Raw genomic sequence first — 22,994 nt, 5'->3', positions numbered from 1 at the left:
CAGGCGGTACGCACGGCGGAGGCATGGACGGCCGTGCCCAGGACGACGGCCGTGTCTACCAGGCGTCCGGCGACCAGCACATCAGCGAGCACCACCACTACGGCGGCAGCCCGGCGGCGCCCGCTGGACCCGACTCCGTGCGCCGACCCACCGTCGGCCGCACGCCCGTGGTCCTGCGGGACCGGACCGAGGTCCTGGAACGATTACGGACGACCGTCGCCGCGGGCCACGGGGACGAGATCTACGTGCTGTACGGGATGGGCGGCTGCGGCAAGACCGCCGTCGCCCACGCCTTCTTCCGGACGGCCACCGCGGAATGCGGACGCGTGGGCCTGTGGGTGAACGCCGCCGACCGCGCGAGCCTGCGCTCCGGGATGCTCGCGGTGGCCGCGGACCGGGGCGCGAACGACGGCGAACTGCTCGCCGCCCGCCACGGTTACCGCCCCGCGGCCGATCTCGTGTGGCAGTACCTCGACCGCTCCGCCGACCCCTGGCTGCTGGTGCTCGACAACGCGGACGACCCCGCCATACTCGCCGACGGCAGCTGGCTGCGCACCAGTCCCCGGGGCACCGTCCTGGTGACGACCCGCCGTGCCGCACCCCGCTGGTGGCCCGGTGCCGAACTCCAGCACATCGGGGTGCTGCCACGTGAGGACGCGGCGCGCGTCCTGCACGACCTCGCTCCGCACACCGGCACACTCGCCCAGGCCGCCGAGATCGCCGACCGGCTGGGGCGGCTGCCGCTCGCGCTCACCCTGGCGGGCGGATTCCTCTCCCACCAGGTCATCGACCCCTGGACGATGGACGTGTACGGACGCCATCTCGAGGAAGAACAACGTGTCCAGCTGATCGACCGAGGAGCCGATGACTTGAGTGACGCGGACCCCCGCCATCTGGTGGGGCAGACCTGGCAGTTGACGCTCGACGCCTTCGCGGCGCGCGGACTGCCCGAAGCGGTCGATCTGCTGCGGCTCATCGCGCGGCTGGCCCCCGAGCCGCTTCCGCTGGCCGTCCTGAACGACGACCGCATCAGCGCGGTACTGCCCCGCGGGCGGGTCGAGTCCGCGCTGCGGGCCCTGCTCGACCACTCGCTCACCGAACTGGTCGACGTCGGCGACGGCGCGGGCCCGCGCTGCGTCCGCAGCCACGGCGTGCTGCTCGACAGCGTCGTCGCCGCCACCCCCACGGCACAGGTCGCGCTGCTCGACGCCACCGCCGGGCGCCTGCTCGGCGCCGCGTTGCCCGACGTCCCCGACGCGGGGCCGTACAATCCGCGGTTACGGTTGCTGGCGCCGCACGTGCTCGCGCTGCTGCGACGGACGACCGATCCGGCCGCCGTGGCGCGGGTGCTGGAGGTCGCCACCCGGCTGGCCACCGCGCTGCACCGTACCGGTGACTACCCGTCGGCACTGGAGGCCGTCAGCACCGCGGCGGACGTCGCGGCGCCGAGCCTGGGCGAGGAGCACCGGGCCGTACTTGCCGCCCGCTCACGCACCGGGCGCGCGCTCTTCCGGCTGGGCCGCTACGCCGACGCCGAGGACTCCTTACGCCGCACCCTCGCCGCACAGCGGCAGCACTTCGGCGCCGACGACCCGGACAGCCTGGACACCGCCCATGGACTCCAACTCGTCCTGCGGAACCTCGGCCACGCCGAGGAGTCACTCGCCCTCCTGCGCGCGGTCGTCGCCGGCCGCCAGTCCGCCCTGGGCCCTTGGCATCCGCTGACCCTGCGGTCCCGCTCCAGCCTTCTCGCCGCGCTCAGCGCCGCGGAACTCACCGCGGAGGACGAGCGCACGCGCCTGCTCGCGCTGCCGCAGCAGTGCGCCGAGCACCTCGGCGCCGACCACACCGTCTCGGTGGGAGCCCGCCACAACCACGCGTGGGCGCTCTACCAGTTGGGCCGCTTCGAGGCGGCCGACACCGAGATCCGCGAGGTCACCGAGACCTACCAACAGCGGTTCGGGCCCGACTACCCCATCGCCCTCGCCGCCCGCCAACTCCAGGCTCGCACCCGCGCCGCCCTCGGCCACACCGACGAGCGCATCGCCCTCATGACCGACGTCGTCACCCGCCGCACCGCCGCCCTCGGCCAGGACCACCCCTTCACCACGGCAAGCCGCGACCTCCTCACCTCGCTCAGCGGTACAGCAGGTGATCGGCCTTCCCGGCCTTGATGTCGGCGATGAGGGTGCGGAGGGCGGCCACGGAGTCCGTGAGGTAACGGTCCTCCTGGCCTGCGACGGCTATGTAGCCGTTGCCTTCGGCGTCGGTGCCGAGGCGGAAGCAGGAGTTGCCTTCGGCGCAGAAGGGGGCTTCCCAGGTGATGTCAGGCATGGACTCTCCTTGTGGGTTGGGCGCTACAGCAGGTGGTCTGCCTTCCCCGCCTTGATGTCGGCGATGAGGGTGCGGAGGGCGGCCACGGAGTCTGTGAGGTATCGGTCCTCCTGGCCTGCGATGGCTATGTAGCCGTTGCCTTCGGGGTCGGTGCCGAGGCGGAAGCAGGAGTTGCCTTCCCCGCAGAAGGGGGCTTCCCACGTGATGTCGGCCATCGGGTCTCTCCTCACAGTTGGCGTGCGATCTCGCGGATGAAGTCGCGTGACTTCTCCTGCGGCAGGGCCAACTCTTCCAACCAGTCGAACTGGGCCCGGTATTTCGCGAGCTGGGCCTCGGTGTGCAGGAAGGCGGGTCCGTGCAGGTTGTCCACCTGCACCGTATCGAGTTGTGCCACACGGCCCTCGGCGTAGAGGGCGTTCTGTCCCGCGCCGGGGAAGGCTCCCTGATCGAAGGGGAGGGCCAGTACGGTCACGTTGTCCCGCTCGGAGAGATCCAGGAGGTAGTGCAGCTGCGCGCGAGCTGCGTCGCGGCCACCGAACTGCATCCGGAGTGCGGCCTCGTGGATGATCGCGACGTACGGGATGGCCCTGTCGCCGGTGATCACCTGCTGGCGCTCGGAGCGAAGGGCCAGCCGAAGAGCCACCTCGTGCTGCGGGAGCCTGGGGACGACCACCCGGAAGACAGCCGTCGCGTGCTCCGCGGTCTGGAGCACTCCGGGGATGTGGACGGTGTTCGCGCCGCGCATGCGGGTGGAGAACGCCTCCAACTCGGCGATGTCGAGCATGCCTTGGGGCAGGCTGCCCCTGTACCGCTCCCACCAGCCGCTCTCGGGTTCGGCCATCTCCACGAGGGCTTCTACGTAGGCGTCGTCGCCGCAGACGTAGTTGCTGGCCAGCGTCCGCACGCGCTCCGCGTTGATGGTCCGGATGCCGGACTCCATGTTGGCGATGCGGGTGCGGTCCATGCCCAGCAGCCCGGCCGCGAAGTCGGTGGGGAGGTCAGCGGCGATGCGGAGCTTGCGCAGTTCGGCACCCAGACGCCTCTGGCGCTCGGTGGGTGTGCGTCGCGTTGACATGCGATCCCTTCGGCTGGCAGGAGGCCAAGTCTGCCCCTTCGGTAGATAGCCAGTCCACCTCATCAGGGGGTAATTGCCTTCGATCGGCAGACATTTGCCCATTGCTCGGATAGCGTTACGTCACGCGCAAGCTACACACCGCAACGCCGGAAACGCACCGCGCGAGCGTGCCCGCGGCAGGCCACCGGCGGCTCAAACCCTCATCGTGGAGACGGAGTTCGCCATGCCCGAAATCCCGCAGATCCCCTCGCTCTGGCGCTTCGCGGCGCATCCCGCGTCCGTGGGGAGGGCGCGGCGGGCCGTCGCGGAGGCGCTGCCGCGCGGGGTGGCGCGGGGGGTTGGGGACGATCTGGGGCTGCTGACCTCGGAGTTGGTGACGAACGCCGTCCGTTACGGGGCGAGGGCCCGGGAGGAGGAAGTCGTGGAGGTCGTGCTGTGGTGCGCCGACTCGTACTGCTGGGTGGCCGTTTCCGATCCGGGGAGCGGGGGGCGGAAGCCCGCTGTCGGGTGTCTGGGGGTGGACGCGGAGGGTGGGCGGGGGCTGGTGCTGGTCGACCGGGTCGCGGGCGCGTGGGTGGTGCGGGAGCGGCAGGGCCGCGGCACGTCCGTCATCGCGGGTGTGGCGTTGCCGCGGGGTGGGGGGTGAGGGCCTTGGTGTAGGCCGTCCAGATCGCCAGCGGGAAGGTGCTGCCCGTCTGGGCCGCGGCGGGCTGGGTGCCCGTGGTGTGGGTGAGGGGGAGGAGCTGCTGGGTCTTGGGGTCGATACGGAAGAGGGAGACGTCGGTGACGAGGGAGTGGGCGTAGCCGAGGTAGGACGCGGCGGTGTCGTCGGGCGTGGTGCCGGGGTAGCCCGCGGCGTCCGGTGTGCCGGGGCGGGCGGGGCCTTCGGTGGCGGCCGCGTGGAGGGCGGAGTCCACGGCATGGGCGACGACAGGGGTGAAGGGGTGGGTGACGGCGGGGGGTTGGAGGTCGACGGAGGCGCCGCCGTGGGTGACGCGGAGGACGGAGTAGGGGGCGGTGTGGGTGCCGGAGGCGGCGAAGGTGGTGTACGCGCTGGCCAGCCGGATGGGGCTGGGGGTGGTGCCGACACCGAAGGAGAAGGCCGGGTTCTGCTCGCCGAAGGTGCCGTCGGGCAGCAGGCCCGCGTCGATCGACGCCTGCCGGACCCTGTTGAGGCCGACGTCCAGGCCGAGTTGGGCGACGGGGCCGTTGACGGCGTGCGCCACCGCCTCGTGCAGGCTGATCGGGCCCCACGAACGGCCGCCCGCGTTGACGGACTTGACGATCTTGCCGTCGCGGTTCCAGTACGGCCCCTCGGGCGTCCGTAACGGCACCTTGTCGCCGCCGTCGTAGCGCGTCCCGGGGGTGACGGGCGTACGGGACGCGCCGCGCGAGAGCTGGACGCCGTCGCGGAGCGCCGCCGCGTAGACGAAGGGGACGTACGCCGTACCGGCCGGGACGATCGCGATGTCGGCGTCGTCGAAGCCCTGTTTGACGTAGTCGGGGCCGCCGTAGAGGGCGACGATACGGCCGTTGGTGGCGACCGACGCGGCGCCGACGCGGACGTCGCGGTCCGCGGGGCGGGTGGCGGGGCGCAGGCCGGCGGTCCGCTGCTTCACCGCGGCGGCCAGCGCCTGGACCTTCGGCCGCTCGAAGGTCGTGTAGATCTGGTAGCCGCCGAGGTCGAACCGCTCGTCGGAGATACCGCTGTGGGCGGAGACGTAAGCCCGCGCGGTGTCGACCAGATAGCCGGTCTGCCCGCTCAGGCCCGCCGGTTTGGGCGGCGCCTTGGGCTCGGGGAAGGCGGTGTACGTGGCGCGTTGGGCGGCCGACAGCTTGCCCGTCTTGACCATCCGGTCCAGCACCCACTTCCAGCGCTCCACCGCCCGCTTGTGGTTGGCCGCGCTGACCGAAGGGTCGTACAAACCAGCACCCTTGAGGAGGGTGGCGAGGAACGCGCCCTCGCTGGCGTTCAGTTGTGAGGCGTCCTTGCCGTAGTACGCCTTCGCCGCGCGCTGGACGCCGTACGCGCCACGGCCGAACCAGCTCGTGTTGAGGTAGCCGTCGAGGATCTGGTCCTTGCTCAGCTTGTTGTCGAGCTTGATCGCGATGAACATCTCGGTGACCTTGCGGGTCAGCGTCTGGCGCTGGTTGAGATAGACGTTCTTGACGTACTGCTGGGTGATGGTGGAGCCGCCCTGCACGTCACCGCCGGTGCCCATCGCGTACAGCGCCCGGCCGAGGCCCGTCGGCGAGACGCCGTGGTCGCTGTAGAACGACGCGTTCTCCGCCGCCAGCACCGCCCACCGCACACCCGGGGCGATCCGGTCCAGTGGCATCGCCTGCCGGTCGACCGGCCCGACGCGGGCCATCTCGGTGCCGTCGGCCCAGTAGTAGACGTTGTCCTGCTGCGTGGCGAAGGCGTTGAGGTCGGTCGGGATACGGGTGTGCTCGTACGCGTAGCCGACCAGCGCGGTGAGGGTGAGCGCCACCCACACGCACAGCAGCAGCGACTGCCGCAGCGACGGCACCCAGCGCCGCCACCCGCGCCGCCCCGGCCGCGGATAGCGCGGCCGCAGAGGCCGCAGAGGCCGCGGAAGTCGCGGAAGTCGCGGAGTCCGCAGAAGCCGCGTCCGTCGACTCCACCGTGCACGCCACCCCATCCCACCGCACCCCGCAGGCACTCGACAAGGACTCCCGCCCTGGACGGCTCACCGTAGGAAGCGATTGGGAGGGGCCCGGGATGAACGTGCGACAGCTCTGTAACAGCCGGGGCCGGGGGACTTGACCGGCGAGGGCGGACACGGGCCGGAGTGCGCCGGTTACGGTCTCGTGACCGTTCGGTCCAGCGGCCATCACCTGGGGATCCCAGCCTGGGCGCCCATGCGCCCTCCACGGAACCGAACCCTGCCGCGCCGCCCGGACCCCGTGCTGTGCGGACTGCTCGCCCTCGGCGTACTCGCCGCGGCGACCGCCTGCACGGACGGGGGAAAAGCCCGTACGACCGTGTCGACCGCCGCGCCCAGAGCGGGCGAACAGCCCGCGAGCCACGCGCCGACCGCCACCGCCACACCGTCGTGGGACGGCAAGGACAAGGTGATCGGCGACGGCTCCACCGCGTACACCGGGCCGCAGCCGCACCAGTTGAAGCCGGAGAAGCTCAAGCCGGGCGAGAAGCCCCCGCAGTTCGTGGTCTTCTCCTGGGACGGGGCGCTGGAGAACGACGACCACCTGTTCTCGCGCTTCCGTGAGGTGGCCAAGGAGAACAACGCCCACATGACCTTCTTCCTCAGCGGCCTCTACCTGCTGCCGAAGGCCAAGCGCACCCTCTACCACCCGCCGCGGCACGCGCCCGGCGCCTCCGCGATCGACTTCCCGACCGACGCGCACATCAAGTCGACGCTGGAACAGCTCCGGTTGGCGTGGGAGAACGGCGACGAGATCGGTACGCACTTCAACGGGCACTTCTGCAAGCCCGATCCGGGGGCCGGCGCGGGCTGGACCACCAAGGAGTGGGAGAGCGAGATCACCCAGGCGTACGCCTTCGTGCAGCACTGGAAGACGAACACCGGCTTCAAGGACATCCCGCCGCTGCCCTTCGACTACGCCAGGGAGTTGGCGGGCGGCCGCGCCCCCTGCCTGGAGGGGCAGAAGAACCTGCTGCCCGCCGCCAAGGCGTCCGGCTGGCGCTACGACGCGAGTTCGCCCGGCGACTTCCAGATCTGGCCCGCGAAGAAGGACGGTGTCTGGAACTTCCCGCTGGAGCTGATGCCGTACCCGGGCAAGAACTTCCAGGTGCTGTCGATGGACTTCAACTTCCTCTACAACCAGTCCGGCGGCGACGTCACCCAGGGCGACCCCGCCAAGTACCCCGCGTGGGAGAAGCAGACCCGCGACGGCTATCTCAACGGCTTCGAGCGCGTCTACAACGGCAGCCGCGCACCGCTCTTCGTCGGCAACCACTTCGAGACCTGGAACGGCGGCATCTACATGCAGGCCGTCGAGGACGTGGTGAAGGACGTGTGCAGGCGGAAGGGCGTGCGCTGCGTGTCGTTCAAGGAACTGTGCGACTGGCTGGACGCGCAGGACCCGGCGGTGCTGGCCAAGCTCAGGAACCTCGACCCGGGGGAGTCGCCCGACTGGTCGACGTTCCTGAAGAAGTAGCGGCCCGCTGCCGGCGAGTCGGGATCACACGGGATCACACGGGCGGGCCGGTGAGGTAGCGGCCCGCCCGGTCGTACGGCCAGACGTTCGGCGCGCAGCCGTGCATGCCCTTGATCTGCTGCATCATCACCGGCGCCGGCTTGCCCTTGCCGGGGCACCCGACGTGGCCGTGGCCGAGGAAGTGCCCGACCTCGTGGTTGATGATCAGGGCGCGGTACGAGGCCACGTCGTGGGCGTAGACCGGTGTCGCCAGCAGCCAGCGCTTGAGGTTGACCATCACGTCCTTGCCCACACTGCAGTTGACCTCGCCGCCGGTGTCCAGGCCGTAGCGGCCGCAGATGGCGTCCACCGTGCCGGGGGTGGCGAGGCGGACGACGAAGTCGGGTGTGCCGTGGGAGATCCGCTGGAAGGCGGAGTGGCCGTTGGCCGTCCAGCCGCGCGGGTCGGCGAGGATGCGCTGCACCTGGGCGGCGACGTCGGCGGGCGACTCGGCCAGGCCCTTCTCGACGTCGACCTCGTAGCGCAGGACGCGGCCGTGGCCCACGGAACCGGTCTGGCCCTGGGCGGTGGTGAAGGTGCCGGGGCCGGTCCTGGGGATGTCCGCGGACTTGCCCGTGCCACCGTCCAGGTGGGCGCCGTCGAGGGACGCGTCGCTCTTCTGGTCGGCCGAGTCCGTGGACACCGCCGAGCCGGACCGCTGCCAGGCCACGGCCGCCGTCCCGGCCAGGACGACGACGGCCAGCGCGGTGAGGAACCACCGCAGGGGTCTGCGACGGCCTCGCCCGCCGCCGGAGCGGCGGCCGGACGCGCCGCGGGGCGCGCGGCGGGATCGGGAGGGCTGCGGTGTGCCGTGTTGCGCGGTCATAGCACTCACACTGCCGCCGCCATGTGATCAGCTCTGGCCCGGACCGTACCGAAACCGCAACACTCGCTATGTGATCGTCCCGTAACAAAATCCGGGCCCGCGGCCCGGCGTACGGATACTGAACGCATGCCACGTGTCCTGCTGATCGAAGACGACCGCGCTGTCCGCGAGGGCGTCCAGCTCGCCCTGCGCCGCCAGGGCCATGAGGTCGCGGCGGCGGAGACGGGGGAGGAGGGGCTGCGGCTGCTGCGGTCGTTCCGGCCGGACGTGGTGGTGCTCGACCTGATGCTGCCGGGCATGACGGGACTCGAGGTGTGCCGGCGGATCCGGGTCGACGACCAGGTGCCGATCATCATGGCGACCGCGCGTGGGGACGACGTGGACATCGTGGTCGGCCTGGAGACGGGCGCCGACGACTACGTGGTCAAGCCCGTGCAGGCGCGGGTGCTGGAGGCCAGGATCCGCGCCGTGCTGCGCCGGGTCGGCGTCCCGGCCGGCGACGGCGGCGGCGCCCCGCGGCCCGAGCTTCACGGTGAGCTGACCATCGACCGGGCCGGGCTGACTGTGTCCCGGCACGGCGTACCGGTCCCGCTCGCCCCCTCCGAACTGCGGCTGCTGCTGCTCCTGTCCGCGTCCCCCGGCCAGGTCTTCACCCGGCAGCAACTGCTGGAGGCGGTCTGGGAGCACAACTACCACGGTGACGCCCGGCTGGTGGACGCCTGCGTCAAGCGGCTGCGCACCAAGATGGGCGAGCCGCCCGGCCACCCGCGCTACATCCAGACCGTGCGCGGCTTCGGCTACCAGTTCAAGCACGTCAGCGCCCGATGAGAGGCGTTCGACGATGTGCTCGACGATGTGCTCGACGGGGCGCTCGATGAGAGGCGTTCGATGAGAGCCCCGCGGCTGCCACGCGTCGGCCTGCGCGTACGGCTCGTGGTGGCCTTCACGCTGGTCGCCGCCGTCGCCACCCTGACCACGGGCGCGCTGACCTTCCGCGAGGCGCGCACCGGAGTGCTGCAGCAGAGCCAGGACTCGGTGATCGAGCAGTTCAGGGAGCATGTCGACACCCTGGCGCCGTCGGTGAGCTATCCGCCCGCGCAGCGCGACCTGGAGGCGTTCGCCACCGGCCTGGGCAACGCCGAACGCACGCAGAACTGGCGGGTGCTGGCCACCTACCGCGGCCTGAGCGCCACCTCCGAGCCGGGCGACCCCTTCTACGAGCTGACGCCCGACATGCGCGACGCCGTACGCACCCGGACGGCCACCGTCTTCCAGCGGGTCCGCACCGACCGCGGCCCGGCGCTCGTCGTCGGCCTGCCCGTCACCTTCGGCCCGCCCAACGCCAGCGCCTGGCTGCCGTCGGGGCTGGCCGTCTTCCTGACGGTGCCTCAGCACAACGAACAGGGTTACGTGGACGCGCTGGTGGCCGCCGTCGAGCGGGCCACGATACCCGCGCTGGCCGTGGCCGTACTGCTCGCGCTGCTGGCCGCCCGCGGTGTGCTGCGGCCGGTACGCGCCCTGCGCCGCGCCACCCGCAGGATCGCCGAGGGCCGCCTGGACACCCGGCTCGCCGTCAACGGCTCCGACGAACTCGCCGACCTGTCCCACACGTTCAACGAGACCGCGGCGGCGCTGGAGGAGTCGGTGGCGGAACTGCGCCGGATGGAGGCCCGCGCGCGGCGCTTCGCCGCCGATGTATCGCACGAACTGCGGACCCCGCTGGCCGCGATGTCGGCCGTCACCGACGTCCTCGACGAGGAGGCGGCGCACCTCGACCCCGACACCGCCACCGCGGTCCGGCTGATCAGCCAGGAGACCGTCAAACTGACCCGCCTGGTCGACGACTTGATGGAGATGTCCCGCTTCGACGCGGGCGCGGCCGATCTGCACCTGGACGAGATCGACCTCGCCGAATCCGCCCGGCGCACCCTCGCCGCCCGCGCCTGGCTGGCCACCGTCGACACCGAACTCCCGCCCCCCGACACGGTCCGCGGCCGGGTCGACCCGCGCCGCCTCGACGTCATCGTCGCCAACCTGGTCGGCAACGCGCTGAGCCACGGCGCCCCTCCCGTACGGCTGCAGCTGTACGCCCGCGACCGCGCGGACGGCCGTGACGCCCCCTACGGCCTGGGCGAGGCCGTCATCGAGGTCACCGACAGCGGGCCCGGCATCCCCGACCACGTGCTGCCCCATGTCTTCGACCGCTTCTACAAGTCCGACACCGCCAGGAGCAGAAGCGAGGGCAGCGGCCTCGGCCTGGCGATCACCACCGAGAACGTCCATCTGCACGGCGGCACCATCACCGCCGCCAACGGCCCTGACGGCGGCGCGGTGTTCACCGTCGTACTGCCGCTGCGGAAGGACGAGCGATGAGGCGGACCCGGCGAACGGCGAGGACGCTCATGGGCCTGGCCGCGGCGGCGCTCCTGCTGGCGGGCTGCGGCATTCCGACGACCGGCGTGGTCGAGGCGGGTGCGCCCGCGGCCGGTCTCCAGCCCACCACCCTGCTCTACTTCGTCCGCGGCGGCGTGCTGTTCCCCGTCGCGCGCCCGGTCCCCGGCCCGCTCGGGGCCGAGTCCGCCGTGGTGCTGCTCTACAAGGGCCCGGGCCCCCGCGACCGCTTCCTCGGCGTCGTCTCCGCCCTCCCGCAGCCCACCGGGGCCCTCCCGACCGTCCGCACCTCCGGCTCCGACGTGACCATCACGCTGCCGGCGGACGCCCGCGCGCTCCCCAGGATCGCCCTCGACCAGCTGATCTGCACCGCCGCCGCGGCCCACGCCGCCACCATCCCCGAGACCGCCCTCCCCACCCACGTCACCGTCACCGCCCCCGACGGCTCCCGCGCCGAAGGCTCCGCGGACACCTGCCCCAGCCTTTCCGCCGACACCCCGGGCCTCCCCGAACCCCTCGGCGGCTACGGTCAGAGCACACAACGGCACACCACCGGTACCGACAACACGGATGTGCCCAAGGGACATTGAGAGCGGGGGAGTCATGGCGACGCGCTGGGGACTGATCGTCCAGGAGATGGAAGGGGTGTACAACGCCAGCTACTCGGCGGAAGTGCTGGAGGAGTTCACCGGCACCCGCGAGGAGGCCCTGGCCCGGCTGGAGGTCCGCGCACGGTCCTACACCGCCCGCCATCCGCTGAACCCCGTCAAGACCCAGCTCTACCGCACCGACGACGGCTTCCTGCTGATCAGCCACGCCGGCCTGCGCGGCTACGGCGCCCGCTTCTCCCTCGGCGAGCTGCTGCACGACAGCGCCGAGGAGAAGGAAGCGGCCAAGCGGCGCCGCGCGGAGCAGAAGGCGGCCGAGCGGGCGGCGAAGCGGGAGAGGCGTTGACAGAGGGGGACAAAAGGCGCAGAGTGGTTATAACCAGTTATGACCAGCGAGGTCGCCATGAATGCCGCGCTCACTTCTCCCCGTAGTCGTACCGACGCTGTCGGCGCACGCTTCGCCTGCGGGCTGCCGCAGGGTCCGGAAGGTGTCGGGGTGGTGCGGCGGCGGGTGCGCGGGGTGCTGGCGGAGTGGGGGGTGCCCGCGGCGGCCGCCGACGACGCCCTCCTGGTGGTCTGTGAACTCGTCACCAACGCCGTCGTGCACGCGTTGCCCCCGGCCGAACTCCGGATGTGGTGGACGGCCGGGCGCGGCACCCTGGACATCGAGGTGACCGACGCGGGGCCGAGGCGGGAGTCCTCCCGGCGGCCGGCGGCGGACGGCTCGGCCGGCACGGGGGAGCACGGGCGCGGGCTCGGCATCGTCGAGGCGCTGTCCGCCTGGTACGGGGCCCTGGAGGACGCTCGCGGCACCACGTGCTGGGCTTGCGTCGCTTCCGTGGCCGGCGGGTGCTAGGAGCCGTCCGGCACGGTGCCCGCGGAGATCAGCTCCACGAGCTGCTCACGGGTCACGTCGGCTGCGGTCCCCTGCCAGATGAGTCGGCCCTGACGCATCACATGGAACCGGTCGCCCAGCGCGTACAGCTCGTCGATGTCGTCCGAGACGACCATGAGGGCCACACCGGAGTCCGCGCGTTCCCGTAGCAGCCGGTGGATCTGCGCCTTGGTGCCGACGTCCACGCCCGCCGTGGGCTGGTCGATGATCAGGACGTCGGGTTCCGAGGCGAGCGCCTTGCCGAGGACGACCTTCTGCTGGTTCCCGCCGCTCAAGGTGCCCGCGTGGGCGTCGATGTCGGGGGGTGAGACCTCCAGTTCGCGGACCAGCCGAGTGCTCAGCCGCCGTACGGCCCTGCGCGTCACCACACCGCCGCGCCCCAGCCGCCGCTGGAGTGCCATCAAGGTGAGATTCTCGGTCAGCGGACTCGACATGCTCAGGCCCTGGTGCTTGCGGTCCTCGGGGATGAGGGCGATGCCCTGGGAGATCGCGTGGCGCGGGCCGGCCAGGGCCAGCTTCCTGCCGCGCAGCCGCAGGGATCCGCCGGTCGCCGGGTCGGCGCCGCCGAGGACCCGGCACAGCCGGGTGCGGCCCGAGCCGACCAGCCCGGCCACGGCCATGATCTCCCCGGACCGCAGGGCGATGCTGACCTCGCGCAGCCGCTCCCCCGAACTGACCGCGTCCGCCTCCAGCACGACGGGGTGTGCGTCGTCGGCGCGGCCGGCGGCCCGCTCGTGGTCGAGCACCTGCCGCAGCTCCTCGCCGAGCATCAGCGCGGCCATCCGCCCCACCGACAGGGACTTCGAGGGCTCGCAGGCGACGGCTCGGCCGTTGCGCAGCACGGTGAGCCGGTCGGTCACCTCCCGGACCTCCTCCAGGAAATGCGAGATGAAGACCATCCCCACGCCGCGGTCGGACAGTTCGCGGACGACCCGGAAGAGCGATCGGCGCTCGGCCTCGGACAGCCGGGCGGTCGGCTCGTCCATGACCAGCACCCTGACGTCCTCGGCCAGTGCCTTCACGATCTCGATACGCTGCCGGATCGCCGGGCTCAGGCCGCCGACCGGCGCGTCGACGCTCTCGCCGATCTCGATGCCGACCTCGTCGACCAGAGCGGCGGCCCGGCGGCGGAGCGCCGTACGGCTGTGGCGCCAGGACCCGGGCTCGCGGCCGAGAAGCAGATTCTCCGCGACAGTCATCTCCGAGACCAGGCTGAACTCCTGGTGGATGACGGCGATCCCCTCCGCGCGCGACGCACGCGGGGTGCGCAGGGTCGCGCGGGCGCCGTCCACCTCGATCAGGCCGCCGTGGTCCGGGTAGAGCCCGGCCAGCGTCTTGACGAGGGTGGACTTGCCGGCGCCGTTCTGGCCGATCAGTCCGTGGACCTCGCCCGCGCGCACTTGGAGGTCGACGTGGTCGAGTACCACGGTCAGGCCGAACTGCTTGGTCACGCCGGTCAGTTGAAGGCTGATGTCACTGGGCATGGGTGCTCATTCCTGTGTCTCCTGAAGAGGGCGGTGCGGCGGTACGCGGCCCGCCCGCCAGGTCCGGGCCGCGGAGCCTGGCGGGCGCGGACGGCCGGGCTCAGCCGCTCCACTCCGCGGGGTTCGCGTCCACGTTGTCCTTGGTGATCAGCGGCAGCGGGATGTACGCGTTCGGCTGCGGCACCGCCTTCTTGTTGCCCGTCAGCCAGTCGTGGGCGTACTGCGCGGCCAGCCTGCCCTCCAGCGCCGGGCTCTGGTTGACGGTGCCGAACAGGGCGCCGGACTTGATGGCTGCCTCGACCTGCTGGGAGTAGTCACCGGCGATGAACTTGATGTCGGTGCGGCCGGCCTTCTGCGCGTACTGCGCGCCGACGTACATCTCCGGGCCCTCGGCCACGACGACGTCCAGTGAGCCCTTGGGGTACTTGCTCAGCAGGTCCTGCGTCACCTTCAGGTTCTCGCTGTTCTTGAAGTCGTCCACCGGCGTGGCCACGATCTTGATCTCCGGGTGGCCGTTGAGCGCGTCCTTGATGCCCTTGAGCCGCTCCACCTGCGGGGTGTCGCCGAGCGGGCCCAGCTCGATGGCGATCTTCCCGCCGTGCGGCAGCGCCTTGAGGATCAGACTGCCCTCGCCCTTGCCGTACGCGAAGTCCGAGTCACCGACGTAGGTGACCAGCTTCGGCCCGGCGCCGAGCTGGGCGTTGAGCGCGATGACCGGGATCCCGGCCGCGTTTGCCTGCCGGATCGCGGGAAGCACGGCGGCCGGGCTCGACGAGCACACGATGATCAGGCTGACCCGCTTGGCGATCAGGTTCTGCACGTTCGCCGCCTGGGTGGCGTTGTCGAGGTTGCCGTTGAGGATGGTCGTCTTCATGCCCAGCCGGGTCGCCTCCGCCTGGAGGGCGGAGTCCATCGAGGCGAGGAAGGGGATGGTGGTGTCCGCGGTGGTGACACCGAGGGTGAAGGTTTTGGACTTCCCGCCGTCGGCCGACGAGTGGGCGCTTCCCGCGCAGCCCGCGGCGAGTGCGGTGAGCGCGGTGGCGGCCGTGGCCGCGAGGACGGCCCTGCCTGCTCTGCTACGGGACCTGCGGGACTTGCGGGACGAGGTGTGTGCGGACATGACGGCTCCGTTCGTGATGTTGCGCAAGGTTTCGGGCTGTTACGGGGTGTGGGTGGGTGTGGCGAGGGGAACCGGCGGGGCCGGGGCGGGGGAGGGCGCCCGGCTGCCCCGCCGGCCGCTGTGGTGGCCGCGGTTGTACTGGTCGAGTACGACGGCGACGAGGATGACCAGGCCGGTGACGGTCGGCTGCCAGTACGGCGAGACATCGAGCTGGTTGAGGCCGTTGGAGATCACACCGAGCAGCAGGTTGGCGGCGAGCACGTCCTCGATACGGCCGACGCCGCCGGTCAGGGCGACACCGCCGACCACGCAGATCGCGATCGCCTTCAACGGCCAGTCCGCCGCGGCGGACGGCTGGCCGACGTCGGTCTGGCCGAGCAGCAGCAGTCCCGCGCCGGCCGCGAGCAGCCCGCCGACGGCGAAGGCGAAGATCTGCACGCGCTGTACGGGGACGCCGGACAGATGGCTGGCCTCCGGGTTGCCGCCCACGCTGTAGACGTAGTGGCCGTACCGGGTACGGGTCAGCAGGAACCACACGGCGAGCAGGCAGCCGACGAAGACCAGGAAGATGACCGGGAGGCTGCCGACGCGGGCGGTGGCGGCGCGTTCCAGGAAGGGTGTGACGCCCTCCTTGGACTCGGCGCCGGTCGAGACGAACAGCAGCCCGGAGATGATGCTCGCCATGGCGAAGGTGGCGACGAACGCGTTGATCCGCACCTTGGCGATCAGGAACCCGTTGGCCACGCCGATCGCCAGCCCGCCGGCCAGGCCGACGGCGATGGTGAGCAGCGCGCCGTGGTGCCCCGACACCTGCGCGCCGAGGACCGAGGCAGTGGCGCCGATCGCGCCGACGGACAGGTCGAAGCCGCCGGAGATCATCATCACGGCCATGCCGCAGGCGACGATGCCGAGGATCGCGTTCTGTTCGAGGACGTTCTCCAGGTTCACCGGCGTGCGGAACGTCGGGGAGATGACGAGCAGCACCGCGGTGACGAGGGCGAAGACCAGCCAGAGGCCGAAGCGTCGCAGGACGCCGCCGCGCAGGATGTCGAGGTTCATGTGAGGTCCGCCTTCGCGGGGTTGAGGGGGATGACCCGGCCCTCGTCCGCCGACCGCAGCGCGGCGAGCGCCACCTGGGTCGCCTTCCAGCCGTCCGCGCCCGGTACCGGCGGCGGTGCGCCGCACTCGATCGCGCGTAGCCAGTCGTCGAGGAGCTCGGCGTCCATGCCCCGCCCGTAAGGGAGTTCGGCGACGGAGCCGTCGGCTCGCGCGAGAGACGCGTGCCGGGCGAAGGCGTCGACGGACAGCTGACCGTGCTCGAACCAGAGGGTCATGAGCAGGTCGTTAGCCCCGGGCATGCCCGCCGGGCGCGACCAGCTGGGGTCGATGGTCGCCCAGGCGCCGCCGGTGGTGGTGACCGTGACCTGCCCGGCGTCCTCCACGTCGCCGACCCCGGCGAACCGTCCGGCCTCGGCGTACACCGCCCGGTACTCGCAGCCGGTGAGCCAGCGCAGCGCGTCGGCGACATGGACGACGTGGTCGATGAGGGCCCCGCCGCCCGCCGCTGCCCGGCTGCCGAAGAAACCGCCGGGGAAGGACCCGTGGTTGGTGCCGCTCATGGCCAGCAGCCGTCCGAGTCCGCCGCGCTCGATCTCGGCCTTGGCCTGCCGTACGGGATGGGCGTACCGCACGGGGAAGGCGACCGACAGCCAGGCGCCGGAGTCCTGGATCGTGGCGGCGGCCTCGGCGGACACCCCGAGCGGCTTCTCGCAGAGCACCGGGACCCCGGCGGCGGCCGCCGTGGTCACCAGCCCGGCATAGGCGGTGTGCTCACTGGTGACGATGACGGCGTCGACCAGCGAGCAGAGGTGTTCCGCGCTCTGCGCGACCGACAGTTCGTCCGCGGCGGCGAAGGCGGTGGCGCGGGCACGGTCGTGGTCGAAGACCGCCGTGGCCCGGCCGCGCGGGGAGACGCGCAACTCGTCGCGGTATACGGCCGCGTGGACATGGGCGCAGCCGAGGAATCCGACCCTGATCATGACGCGACCTCCGTGCAGGCGACCGGGCGGCCGCTGTCGATGCTGCGCTGCGCCGCCTCGATCACCGCGAGCGCGTCGCAGGCGTCGGCGACGGTCGCCCGTGGCGGGGGTCCGCCGCGGAACCAGTCGATCGCCGCGCTCAACTCCAGGACGTAGGGGTCGTCGTGGGTCGGCGCGTCGGCCCTCGGCGGCAGGTACGAGGCGGCGGCGCGGGTGACGGACGCGAAGCCCGCGCTGCCCGAGGCGCCCGCGCGGTAGAGGCCCTCGGTGCCGGCTATCTCCAGCCGGGTGCTGAAGGCGTCGTCGCGCCAACTGGCGTCGATGTACGTGACGGAGCCCGACTCATGGCGGAGTGTCAGGGCGACCACCTGGCCCTCGTCGTCTTCGGAAGCCACCGCGTACACACGGCGGACCGGGCCGAAGGTCCACAGGGACCAGTCGACGTCGTGGATCGCCATGTCCAGTAGCACGCCGCCGCTGCGCGCGGTGTCGCCGTACCAGGAACCCGCCCCGCCCGGCGCGGAGTTCAGCCGTGCCAGGCGGGCCATCGACGGCCTTCCCACACCGCCGTCGCGCACCAGGTCGTGAGCGGCGGCGTACTCGGGGAAATAGCGCACGACGTGGCCGACGGCCACCTTGGCCTCGCGGGCGGCCGCCCGGTCACGGATCGCCCGGGCCTCGGCGGACGTCCGCGCGAGGGGCTTCTCGCAGAACACCGCCAGTCCCGCGTCGATCGCGCGGACCGCGTAGTCGGCGTGGGTGTCGGTCGGCGTGGCGATGATGACGGCGTCGAGACACTCGGGGTCGAAGATGTCCGCCACGTCCAGCGCGGCGGCCCGCGCCGACCGCATGGCCGCCAGGGCGCCGTCGGAGAAGTGGTCGGCGGCGACGGCCGAGAACCGGCAGTCCGGCACCGCCGCGAGGTTCTCCGCGTGCAGGGCGCCCAGGGCGCCGGCACCGATGAGTCCAACTCGCAATGTGCGCACGGGTACTTCCTCAGATCGTTCACTGCGCTTCCAGGGGACGGGGCGGGCGGCGGTGACTTCCACGCCGACACCCCGAGGTCAACTGGTACTGTCTGGTCATGACCAGTTCTCCAGCAGGATGCGGCGCGATCAGCGCGATGTCAACCGGTCCTGGGCGCGCCGCGGCGGTCGGCCCGTGAACGCCGGTGCCGACGGGGTGGGGAGGGGGGTGCGGGCGGTGCTGCTCGATCTCGACGGCACGCTGGTGCTGAGCGAGGGTGTGCATCGCCGCTGCTGGCAGCACTTCTTCGACCACTGGGGCGTCACCGTCGACGAACGGGAGTACCGGCGCGGCTACATGGGCCGCAGGCCCGCGGACGTCATCCGCGAGGTCGCCGGGCCGTGGGCCGGATCCGATGCCCAGGCGGCGGTCCGGGTCATGACCGGGGTCGCGCTGGGGCTCGTCGCCGAGGTCGGCATCGTGCCCGGCGCGGTCGACCTCGTCCGGCTCTTCGGCGACCTCGGGGTGCGGACGGCGGTGGTCACCAGTGCCGGGCGCGACTGGGCCGAGCGTGTTCTCGCGGACACGCTCGGCATACGGGAGCTGGTCGACGTCGTGGTCAGCGCGGGCGACGTCGCGCTCGGCAAACCGTCCCCCGAGGGCTACCTGACGGCGTGCGCCGCGCTCGGGGTGCGGCCGGTGGACTGCCTGGCCTTCGAGGACTCGTCATCGGGCGTGCGCGCCCTGGTGGGCGCCGGGGTGCGGAACATCGTCGGGGTGGCCACCACCGCGCCCCCCGGCGAACTCACCGCCCGGGGCGCCCGCTGGACCGTCCCCGACCTCCACCCCGGCCGGGTGGCCGCGGTGGTGTCCGGGAACTGACCCGGATCAGGCCCTGCCCGTCAGGGTCATGTGCAGCCGGTAGCGGTCGGCGCGGAACCAGGTGTACGTGTGCTCCACCGGCCGCTTCCCGCTGTACGACCGGCGGTCGAAGGTCAGCACCGAGCCCTTCTTGGGCATGCCCAGGAGCGTGGACACCTCGCTGGTGGCCTCCCCGGCGCCCACGGTCTGCTCGGCGCGGTCCACCGGATGCCCGTACCGGGTGGCCAGGGTGTCGTAGATCGACGCCGTGAGGTCGGTGGAGTCCAGGCCGGGGAAGAGGTCCGCGCTGTACCAGGCGTCGTCGACGGAGATCGGGGAGCCGTCGGCGAGCCGGAGGCGCCGGACGTGCCAGGCGTCCTGCCCGGCGCCCAGCTCCAGCACCTCGGCCGTGTCGGCCGGGGGCTTGGTCCGCTTGACCGAGAGCACCACGGTGCCCGGTTCGAGGCCCAGCCTGCGCATGTCCTCGTGGAACGACGCCAGCCGCAGCTCCGACTGGTAGGTCCGCTCGGCGACGAAGGTGCCCCGCCCCCGCACCCGTACCACCAGCCCCTCGGACACCAGCTGGCCGATGGCCTCGCGTACCGTCACCCGGCTGACGCCGTGCTCCACGCAGAGCTGCCGCTCGCTCGGCAGCGCGTCGCCCGGGGAGAGCTGCTGGGTGCACAGGCGTACGAGGATGTCGTGGAGCTGCTCGTGCTTGGGCACCTGCCCGGCGACGATCGGCTGCGCGGTGCTCATGGGCGTTCCCCTGCGGTGGTCGGGCCCGGCGCGACCGGGACGGCGGTGACCCCTCCATTGTGCCTCAGCGGTCATGACCAGCGGATACCAGCGGATCGTCGGCGGCGCCGGTCCCGTCCGGGTGCGGCGGGACTATTGATAGGGCAACTGGTAATGACCAGACAGTACCGGTGCGCTAGGGTGTGGCCACACCAGCTGCACACCCCTCAGAGGTCGCCATGACGACAAGCGCACCCGCCCCCTCGGGGGGCCGTCCCGGACTGGCCGGTCTGCAGAGACTCGGCCGCAGTCTGATGCTGCCGATCGCGGTGCTCCCCGCCGCGGGACTGCTCCTGCGGGTCGGCCAGAACGACGTACTCGGCCGCTTCGGTCCGCTCAGGGAGAGCGCCGGGGTGATCTCCGCCGCGGGCGGCGCCCTGTTCACCCATCTCCCGCTGATCTTCGCCGTGGGCATCGCGATCGGCTTCGCCAAGAAGTCCGACGGCTCGACCGCACTGGCGGCCGTCGTCGGCTACCTGGTCCTCGACGGGGTCTTCACCGCGATGTCACCGATCGTCCTGCGAGGGAGGACGGACACCACCGGAGCCCAGGCGGTGGTCAACTTCGGGGTGTTCGGCGGAATCGTCATCGGGCTGCTCACCGCCGCGCTGTGGCAGCGGTTCCACCGCACGAAACTCCCGCCCTACCTGGGCTTCTTCAGCGGCCGTCGGCTCGTGCCGATCATCAGCGCGGTCACCGCGCTGCTCGTCGGCGTCGCCATGAGCTTCGCGTACCCGCTCTTCAACCGCGGCCTGACCGCGGTGGGCAGCGCGGTGGCCGACAACAGCGTCGTGGGCGGCGGGATCTACGGCGCCGCCAACCGACTGCTGATACCGCTCGGCCTGCACCACATCCTCAACTCCGTGGTGTGGTTCATCATCGGCGACTACAAGGGCACCCACGGCGACATCAACCGCTTCTTCGCCGGCGACCCCCAGGCCGGGATCTTCATGACCGGCTTCTTCCCGATCATGATGTTCGCCCTTCCGGCGGCGGCGCTCGCGATCTGGCACGAGGCACGCCCCGAGAAGCGCAAGGCGGTCGGCGGCCTGATGCTCTCGGCGGCGCTCACCAGTTTCGTCACCGGGATCACCGAACCGCTCGAGTTCGCCTTCATGTTCGTCGCCTGGCCGCTCTACCTCATCCACGCGATCCTCACGGGGACGTCACTCGCACTGGTCAACGCCCTCGGTATCCATGACGGCTTCACCTTCTCCGCGAGCTTCATCGACTACGTCGTCAACTACGGCAAGGCGACCGAGCCGCTCCTTCTCCTTCCCATAGGGCTCGGCTACGCGGTCGTCTACTACGTGGTGTTCCGCTTCGTCATACGGCGTTGGAACCTGCGCACTCTCGGCCGCGAAGAGGACGTCGGCGCCGTACCGCACGACGAAACGACCCCTCACTAGGCTCCGGAAGGCAGCGACACATGCCCGTCTTCGGCCGCGGAAGAGCCACCCTCCCACGCCTGGTCCCCGAACTCGACGACACCGCTCTGGCGCGGGTCCGCCGCCAGTTGGACTCGCTGTGGGCCCTCGGTCAGCAGGACATCGCCGTCTCCCTCGTCGAGTCGCTGATCCGGGACGCGGGGCAGGACTGGGACCGCAAGGGCCATCGGCTGAAGGTGCTGGCCCACACCGCCGGGGACGCCCTGCCCGACTTCTGGCGCAGGCACCGGCCGCAGCGACAGGACGCCCTGCTGCTCCAGGCGTGGGCCGACATCGCCAGAGCCTCACAGCAGAGCGCGGCGCCCGACCTCCGCGAGACCCAGCGGCTCTGCCTGCGCGCCGCCGACCTGCTGCCCGAGGACCCCACCCCGTGGACACTGCTCCTCGCCGCCCAGCGGCGCGAACGTCGCCCCCTGCGCGAAGTCGGCGCGGTGTGGCGGGAGATCAAGAGCCGGGACGCGTGGCACCGCGAGGCGCACCTGGAGGTTCTCGCCTATCTGTCACCCGACGAGTGCGGCTCCGCCACGCAGGTGAGGGAACTGGTCGACGGGGCGTGCGCGGTCATGCCGCGCGGCGCCCCGACGGCCGCGCTGGAACTGACCGCCTTCGTACGGGCCTACCAGCGCGACGCCGCCGCCGGTGGCCTGGTGTCCGTCAGCGCCCACAAGCACTGGTCCCGGCCGGACGCTGCCCGGGCCCTGGACCGGGCCGTCGCGCAGTGGCCGACCCCGGGCTTCCTCACCCACGCGGCGGCCCTGGCCGACCTCAACGTCCTCGCGTACGCCCTGATCAAGGCGGTCAGGATGGACGAGGCCGGTACGGCGCTACGGGCCATCGGTGGCGTCGCCACCGCGTGGCCCTGGAGCGAGGAAGGCGACCCGCTGCGCCGGTTCGCCTACTGGTACGACGGGCTCACGGCAGGCGCAGGGGGAGGTCGAAGGCCGGGAGGAGGGCGGGGTCGGGGAAGGGGGTGAGGCGGGTGATCGCGGTGGCGGTGGTGGTGAGGACCAGGATGCCGATGCCGTGGTGGGTGGTGTCGGGGGCGCGGAGGTAGGCGGCCGCGGCGTGTTGGCCGTTGGCGGAGGTGGGGAGCAGCCGCCAGTCACCCTCGCCCGGCTCGGGGAGGCCGGTGAACCAGGGGGAGGACGGCGGCAGCAGGCGCTGGAGGGCGTCCGCGTCGCGGGTCTCGACGGCCGCGACGAACTGGTCGAGAAGGGCGCGGCCCCGCGGTCGCGGGGGCGGCTCGTTCTCCCATCCGGGCGCCGCCGCGTGGAGGTTGGCGCGGGCGCGTTGCAGGGCGCTCTTCGCCGCCGGGACGCTGATGCCGAGGATCGCGGCGGCCTCGGTGGCCGGGAAGTCGAGCACGTCGCGCAGCAGCAGCACCGCCCGCTGCCGGCCGGGCAGCCGCTGCAGGCCGGTGACCAGCGCCAGCCGCAGGCTCCGCGCGGGCACGGCCATCGCCTCGGGATCGCCGGACGCGGTGACCACCAGGATGTCGGGGATCGGCTGCGGCACTCCGCCCGCGGAACCCGCGCGACCCGAGGGGAGCCGCCGCCGGGAGCCGTGCCGGAGGGCGTCAAGGCAGGCGCGGGTCGCGATCCGGTAGAGCCAACCACGGATCGACGGCCGGCCCTGGAATCCGTCGTACGAGCGCCACGCCCGCAGATATGTCTCCTGGACCAGGTCCTGGGCGTCGTCGACCGAGCCGAGCAGACGGTAGCAGTGCGCGAGCAGCTCCCGCCGGTACGGCCCGGTCAGCGCCGCGAACCCGGGACCGGCGGGTCCGTACGGGCCGAGCCCCGCGTAACCGCCACCGCCCGCGCCGCCCGGCCTCGCCACCGTCTGCTGCGGCATGTCCTCCCCCTCACCTCGTCCCGGGTCCGCGACCCGGTTCATTCCCTACTTGTCGCCGCGGCGGCCGGGCGTTCGCGGGCGGCCCGGACCGG

The 22,994-nt window shown here is 72.0% G+C and carries 23 protein-coding genes; 11 read left to right on the top strand and 12 right to left on the bottom strand.

The window, feature by feature from the left end:
* Positions 1 to 23: 23 nt before the first annotated feature.
* On the top strand, positions 24 to 2,174 hold the full coding sequence (locus AB0M29_RS00190) for a tetratricopeptide repeat protein (protein ID WP_365376665.1): 2,151 nt from the start codon (positions 24 to 26) through the stop codon (positions 2,172 to 2,174).
* Here AB0M29_RS00190 and AB0M29_RS00185 read toward each other — a convergent pair.
* The 3 genes from AB0M29_RS00185 to AB0M29_RS00175 are packed head-to-tail and all read right to left on the bottom strand — an operon-like array spanning position 2,137 to position 3,409.
* A complete protein-coding gene (locus AB0M29_RS00185; protein ID WP_365376663.1) occupies positions 2,137 to 2,334 on the bottom strand; it encodes a hypothetical protein in 198 nt (65 codons plus the stop codon). The genes AB0M29_RS00190 and AB0M29_RS00185 overlap by 38 nt on opposite strands.
* Positions 2,335 to 2,357: 23 nt before the next feature.
* The gene (locus tag AB0M29_RS00180; protein ID WP_365376661.1) at positions 2,358 to 2,549 is read right to left on the bottom strand and encodes a hypothetical protein; all 192 of its coding nucleotides are present in this window, start codon (positions 2,547 to 2,549) and stop codon (positions 2,358 to 2,360) included.
* Positions 2,550 to 2,560: 11 nt separating this feature from the next.
* Positions 2,561 to 3,409, bottom strand: a complete 849-nt coding sequence (locus AB0M29_RS00175) for a helix-turn-helix transcriptional regulator (RefSeq protein ID WP_365376658.1) — start codon at positions 3,407 to 3,409, stop codon at positions 2,561 to 2,563.
* A 223-nt stretch (positions 3,410 to 3,632) separates the two neighbouring features.
* On the opposite strand from AB0M29_RS00175, the gene AB0M29_RS00170 reads away from it, so the two are divergent.
* Positions 3,633 to 4,055: an ATP-binding protein gene (locus tag AB0M29_RS00170; RefSeq protein WP_365376655.1), complete on the top strand. Its 423-nt coding sequence runs from the start codon at positions 3,633 to 3,635 to the stop codon at positions 4,053 to 4,055.
* Here the strand turns inward: AB0M29_RS00170 and AB0M29_RS00165 are convergent.
* Positions 4,018 to 5,940 (bottom strand): transglycosylase domain-containing protein, encoded by a 1,923-nt coding sequence (locus AB0M29_RS00165; protein ID WP_365376652.1) that lies wholly within the window; start codon positions 5,938 to 5,940, stop codon positions 4,018 to 4,020. The two genes, AB0M29_RS00170 and AB0M29_RS00165, sit on opposite strands and share 38 nt — an antisense overlap.
* 352 nt (positions 5,941 to 6,292) lie before the next feature.
* On the opposite strand from AB0M29_RS00165, the gene AB0M29_RS00160 reads away from it, so the two are divergent.
* Positions 6,293 to 7,573 carry a hypothetical protein gene (locus AB0M29_RS00160; RefSeq protein ID WP_365376650.1) on the top strand — a complete coding sequence of 427 codons (1,281 nt, stop codon included), beginning with the start codon at positions 6,293 to 6,295 and terminating at the stop codon, positions 7,571 to 7,573.
* Positions 7,574 to 7,607: 34 nt separating this feature from the next.
* Here the strand turns inward: AB0M29_RS00160 and AB0M29_RS00155 are convergent, their stop codons facing one another.
* Entirely contained in the window at positions 7,608 to 8,438 is an 831-nt protein-coding gene (locus tag AB0M29_RS00155) for a DUF3152 domain-containing protein (protein WP_365376648.1), read from the bottom strand.
* Positions 8,439 to 8,564: 126 nt separating this feature from the next.
* On the opposite strand from AB0M29_RS00155, the gene AB0M29_RS00150 reads away from it, so the two are divergent.
* The 5 genes from AB0M29_RS00150 to AB0M29_RS00130 are packed head-to-tail and all read left to right on the top strand — an operon-like array spanning position 8,565 to position 12,293.
* Positions 8,565 to 9,266, top strand: coding sequence for a response regulator transcription factor (locus AB0M29_RS00150; RefSeq protein ID WP_365376645.1), 702 nt, complete (start codon positions 8,565 to 8,567; stop codon positions 9,264 to 9,266).
* A 60-nt stretch (positions 9,267 to 9,326) separates the two neighbouring features.
* Entirely contained in the window at positions 9,327 to 10,811 is a 1,485-nt protein-coding gene (locus AB0M29_RS00145) for a HAMP domain-containing sensor histidine kinase (protein WP_365376643.1), read from the top strand.
* Positions 10,808 to 11,419, top strand: coding sequence for a hypothetical protein (locus AB0M29_RS00140; protein ID WP_365376640.1), 612 nt, complete (start codon positions 10,808 to 10,810; stop codon positions 11,417 to 11,419). The genes AB0M29_RS00145 and AB0M29_RS00140 overlap by 4 nt, the downstream gene beginning before the upstream one ends.
* A 13-nt stretch (positions 11,420 to 11,432) precedes the next feature.
* Positions 11,433 to 11,783, top strand: a complete 351-nt coding sequence (locus tag AB0M29_RS00135) for a hypothetical protein (RefSeq protein ID WP_365376638.1) — start codon at positions 11,433 to 11,435, stop codon at positions 11,781 to 11,783.
* A gap of 39 nt (positions 11,784 to 11,822) precedes the next feature.
* Positions 11,823 to 12,293, top strand: a complete 471-nt coding sequence (locus tag AB0M29_RS00130; RefSeq protein ID WP_365376635.1) for an ATP-binding protein — start codon at positions 11,823 to 11,825, stop codon at positions 12,291 to 12,293.
* Here the strand turns inward: AB0M29_RS00130 and AB0M29_RS00125 are convergent.
* From AB0M29_RS00125 to AB0M29_RS00105, 5 genes are all read right to left on the bottom strand, one after another.
* Positions 12,290 to 13,816: a sugar ABC transporter ATP-binding protein gene (locus AB0M29_RS00125; RefSeq protein ID WP_365376632.1), complete on the bottom strand. Its 1,527-nt coding sequence runs from the start codon at positions 13,814 to 13,816 to the stop codon at positions 12,290 to 12,292. The two genes, AB0M29_RS00130 and AB0M29_RS00125, sit on opposite strands and share 4 nt — an antisense overlap.
* 100 nt (positions 13,817 to 13,916) lie before the next feature.
* On the bottom strand, positions 13,917 to 14,936 hold the full coding sequence (locus AB0M29_RS00120; RefSeq protein WP_365376630.1) for a sugar ABC transporter substrate-binding protein: 1,020 nt from the start codon (positions 14,934 to 14,936) through the stop codon (positions 13,917 to 13,919).
* 39 nt (positions 14,937 to 14,975) lie between these two features.
* Positions 14,976 to 15,995: an ABC transporter permease gene (locus tag AB0M29_RS00115; protein WP_365376627.1), complete on the bottom strand. Its 1,020-nt coding sequence runs from the start codon at positions 15,993 to 15,995 to the stop codon at positions 14,976 to 14,978.
* Positions 15,992 to 16,975, bottom strand: coding sequence for a Gfo/Idh/MocA family oxidoreductase (locus AB0M29_RS00110; RefSeq protein WP_365376624.1), 984 nt, complete (start codon positions 16,973 to 16,975; stop codon positions 15,992 to 15,994). Before AB0M29_RS00110 ends, AB0M29_RS00115 begins: the two co-directional genes overlap by 4 nt.
* On the bottom strand, positions 16,972 to 17,961 hold the full coding sequence (locus AB0M29_RS00105; RefSeq protein ID WP_365376621.1) for a Gfo/Idh/MocA family oxidoreductase: 990 nt from the start codon (positions 17,959 to 17,961) through the stop codon (positions 16,972 to 16,974). The genes AB0M29_RS00110 and AB0M29_RS00105 overlap by 4 nt, the downstream gene beginning before the upstream one ends.
* 217 nt (positions 17,962 to 18,178) lie before the next feature.
* On the opposite strand from AB0M29_RS00105, the gene AB0M29_RS00100 reads away from it, so the two are divergent.
* On the top strand, positions 18,179 to 18,823 hold the full coding sequence (locus tag AB0M29_RS00100) for an HAD-IA family hydrolase (protein WP_365376618.1): 645 nt from the start codon (positions 18,179 to 18,181) through the stop codon (positions 18,821 to 18,823).
* 6 nt (positions 18,824 to 18,829) lie between these two features.
* On the opposite strand, the gene AB0M29_RS00095 is transcribed toward AB0M29_RS00100, so the two are convergent.
* Complete coding sequence (locus AB0M29_RS00095; protein ID WP_365376616.1) at positions 18,830 to 19,561, bottom strand: GntR family transcriptional regulator; 732 nt, start codon at positions 19,559 to 19,561, stop codon at positions 18,830 to 18,832.
* A gap of 218 nt (positions 19,562 to 19,779) precedes the next feature.
* Here AB0M29_RS00095 and AB0M29_RS00090 point away from each other — a divergent pair, with 218 nt between their 5' ends.
* Together AB0M29_RS00090 and AB0M29_RS00085 are read left to right on the top strand one after the other, a co-directional pair.
* A complete protein-coding gene (locus AB0M29_RS00090; RefSeq protein ID WP_365376613.1) occupies positions 19,780 to 21,009 on the top strand; it encodes a PTS transporter subunit EIIC in 1,230 nt (409 codons plus the stop codon).
* 20 nt (positions 21,010 to 21,029) lie between these two features.
* Positions 21,030 to 22,022 (top strand): hypothetical protein, encoded by a 993-nt coding sequence (locus tag AB0M29_RS00085; protein ID WP_365376611.1) that lies wholly within the window; start codon positions 21,030 to 21,032, stop codon positions 22,020 to 22,022.
* Here the strand turns inward: AB0M29_RS00085 and AB0M29_RS00080 are convergent.
* Entirely contained in the window at positions 21,961 to 22,902 is a 942-nt protein-coding gene (locus tag AB0M29_RS00080; RefSeq protein WP_365376609.1) for an RNA polymerase subunit sigma-70, read from the bottom strand. The two genes, AB0M29_RS00085 and AB0M29_RS00080, sit on opposite strands and share 62 nt — an antisense overlap.
* Positions 22,903 to 22,994 lie beyond the last annotated feature (92 nt).

This window comes from Streptomyces sp. NPDC051976, assembly GCF_040680795.1.
Lineage (GTDB): Bacteria > Actinomycetota > Actinomycetes > Streptomycetales > Streptomycetaceae > Actinacidiphila.
Note: the sequence above shows the minus strand (reverse complement) of the source record. Positions and strands in the feature narration are given on the sequence as shown.

What these genes read in the sequence shown, in the direction of transcription:
- AB0M29_RS00150 (WP_365376645.1), top strand. Translation starts at nt 8,565, where the DNA reads ATGCCACGTGTCCTGCTGATCGAAGACGACCGCGCTGTCCGCGAGGGC.
- AB0M29_RS00120 (WP_365376630.1), bottom strand. Translation starts at nt 14,936, where the DNA reads ATGTCCGCACACACCTCGTCCCGCAAGTCCCGCAGGTCCCGTAGCAGA.
- AB0M29_RS00085 (WP_365376611.1), top strand. Translation starts at nt 21,030, where the DNA reads ATGCCCGTCTTCGGCCGCGGAAGAGCCACCCTCCCACGCCTGGTCCCC.
- AB0M29_RS00160 (WP_365376650.1), top strand. Translation starts at nt 6,293, where the DNA reads ATGCGCCCTCCACGGAACCGAACCCTGCCGCGCCGCCCGGACCCCGTG.
- AB0M29_RS00110 (WP_365376624.1), bottom strand. Translation starts at nt 16,975, where the DNA reads ATGATCAGGGTCGGATTCCTCGGCTGCGCCCATGTCCACGCGGCCGTA.
- AB0M29_RS00180 (WP_365376661.1), bottom strand. Translation starts at nt 2,549, where the DNA reads ATGGCCGACATCACGTGGGAAGCCCCCTTCTGCGGGGAAGGCAACTCC.
- AB0M29_RS00155 (WP_365376648.1), bottom strand. Translation starts at nt 8,438, where the DNA reads ATGACCGCGCAACACGGCACACCGCAGCCCTCCCGATCCCGCCGCGCG.
- AB0M29_RS00185 (WP_365376663.1), bottom strand. Translation starts at nt 2,334, where the DNA reads ATGCCTGACATCACCTGGGAAGCCCCCTTCTGCGCCGAAGGCAACTCC.
- AB0M29_RS00090 (WP_365376613.1), top strand. Translation starts at nt 19,780, where the DNA reads ATGACGACAAGCGCACCCGCCCCCTCGGGGGGCCGTCCCGGACTGGCC.
- AB0M29_RS00130 (WP_365376635.1), top strand. Translation starts at nt 11,823, where the DNA reads ATGACCAGCGAGGTCGCCATGAATGCCGCGCTCACTTCTCCCCGTAGT.
- AB0M29_RS00175 (WP_365376658.1), bottom strand. Translation starts at nt 3,409, where the DNA reads ATGTCAACGCGACGCACACCCACCGAGCGCCAGAGGCGTCTGGGTGCC.
- AB0M29_RS00125 (WP_365376632.1), bottom strand. Translation starts at nt 13,816, where the DNA reads ATGCCCAGTGACATCAGCCTTCAACTGACCGGCGTGACCAAGCAGTTC.
- AB0M29_RS00190 (WP_365376665.1), top strand. Translation starts at nt 24, where the DNA reads ATGGACGGCCGTGCCCAGGACGACGGCCGTGTCTACCAGGCGTCCGGC.
- AB0M29_RS00170 (WP_365376655.1), top strand. Translation starts at nt 3,633, where the DNA reads ATGCCCGAAATCCCGCAGATCCCCTCGCTCTGGCGCTTCGCGGCGCAT.
- AB0M29_RS00145 (WP_365376643.1), top strand. Translation starts at nt 9,327, where the DNA reads ATGAGAGCCCCGCGGCTGCCACGCGTCGGCCTGCGCGTACGGCTCGTG.
- AB0M29_RS00080 (WP_365376609.1), bottom strand. Translation starts at nt 22,902, where the DNA reads ATGCCGCAGCAGACGGTGGCGAGGCCGGGCGGCGCGGGCGGTGGCGGT.
- AB0M29_RS00140 (WP_365376640.1), top strand. Translation starts at nt 10,808, where the DNA reads ATGAGGCGGACCCGGCGAACGGCGAGGACGCTCATGGGCCTGGCCGCG.
- AB0M29_RS00115 (WP_365376627.1), bottom strand. Translation starts at nt 15,995, where the DNA reads ATGAACCTCGACATCCTGCGCGGCGGCGTCCTGCGACGCTTCGGCCTC.
- AB0M29_RS00095 (WP_365376616.1), bottom strand. Translation starts at nt 19,561, where the DNA reads ATGAGCACCGCGCAGCCGATCGTCGCCGGGCAGGTGCCCAAGCACGAG.
- AB0M29_RS00135 (WP_365376638.1), top strand. Translation starts at nt 11,433, where the DNA reads ATGGCGACGCGCTGGGGACTGATCGTCCAGGAGATGGAAGGGGTGTAC.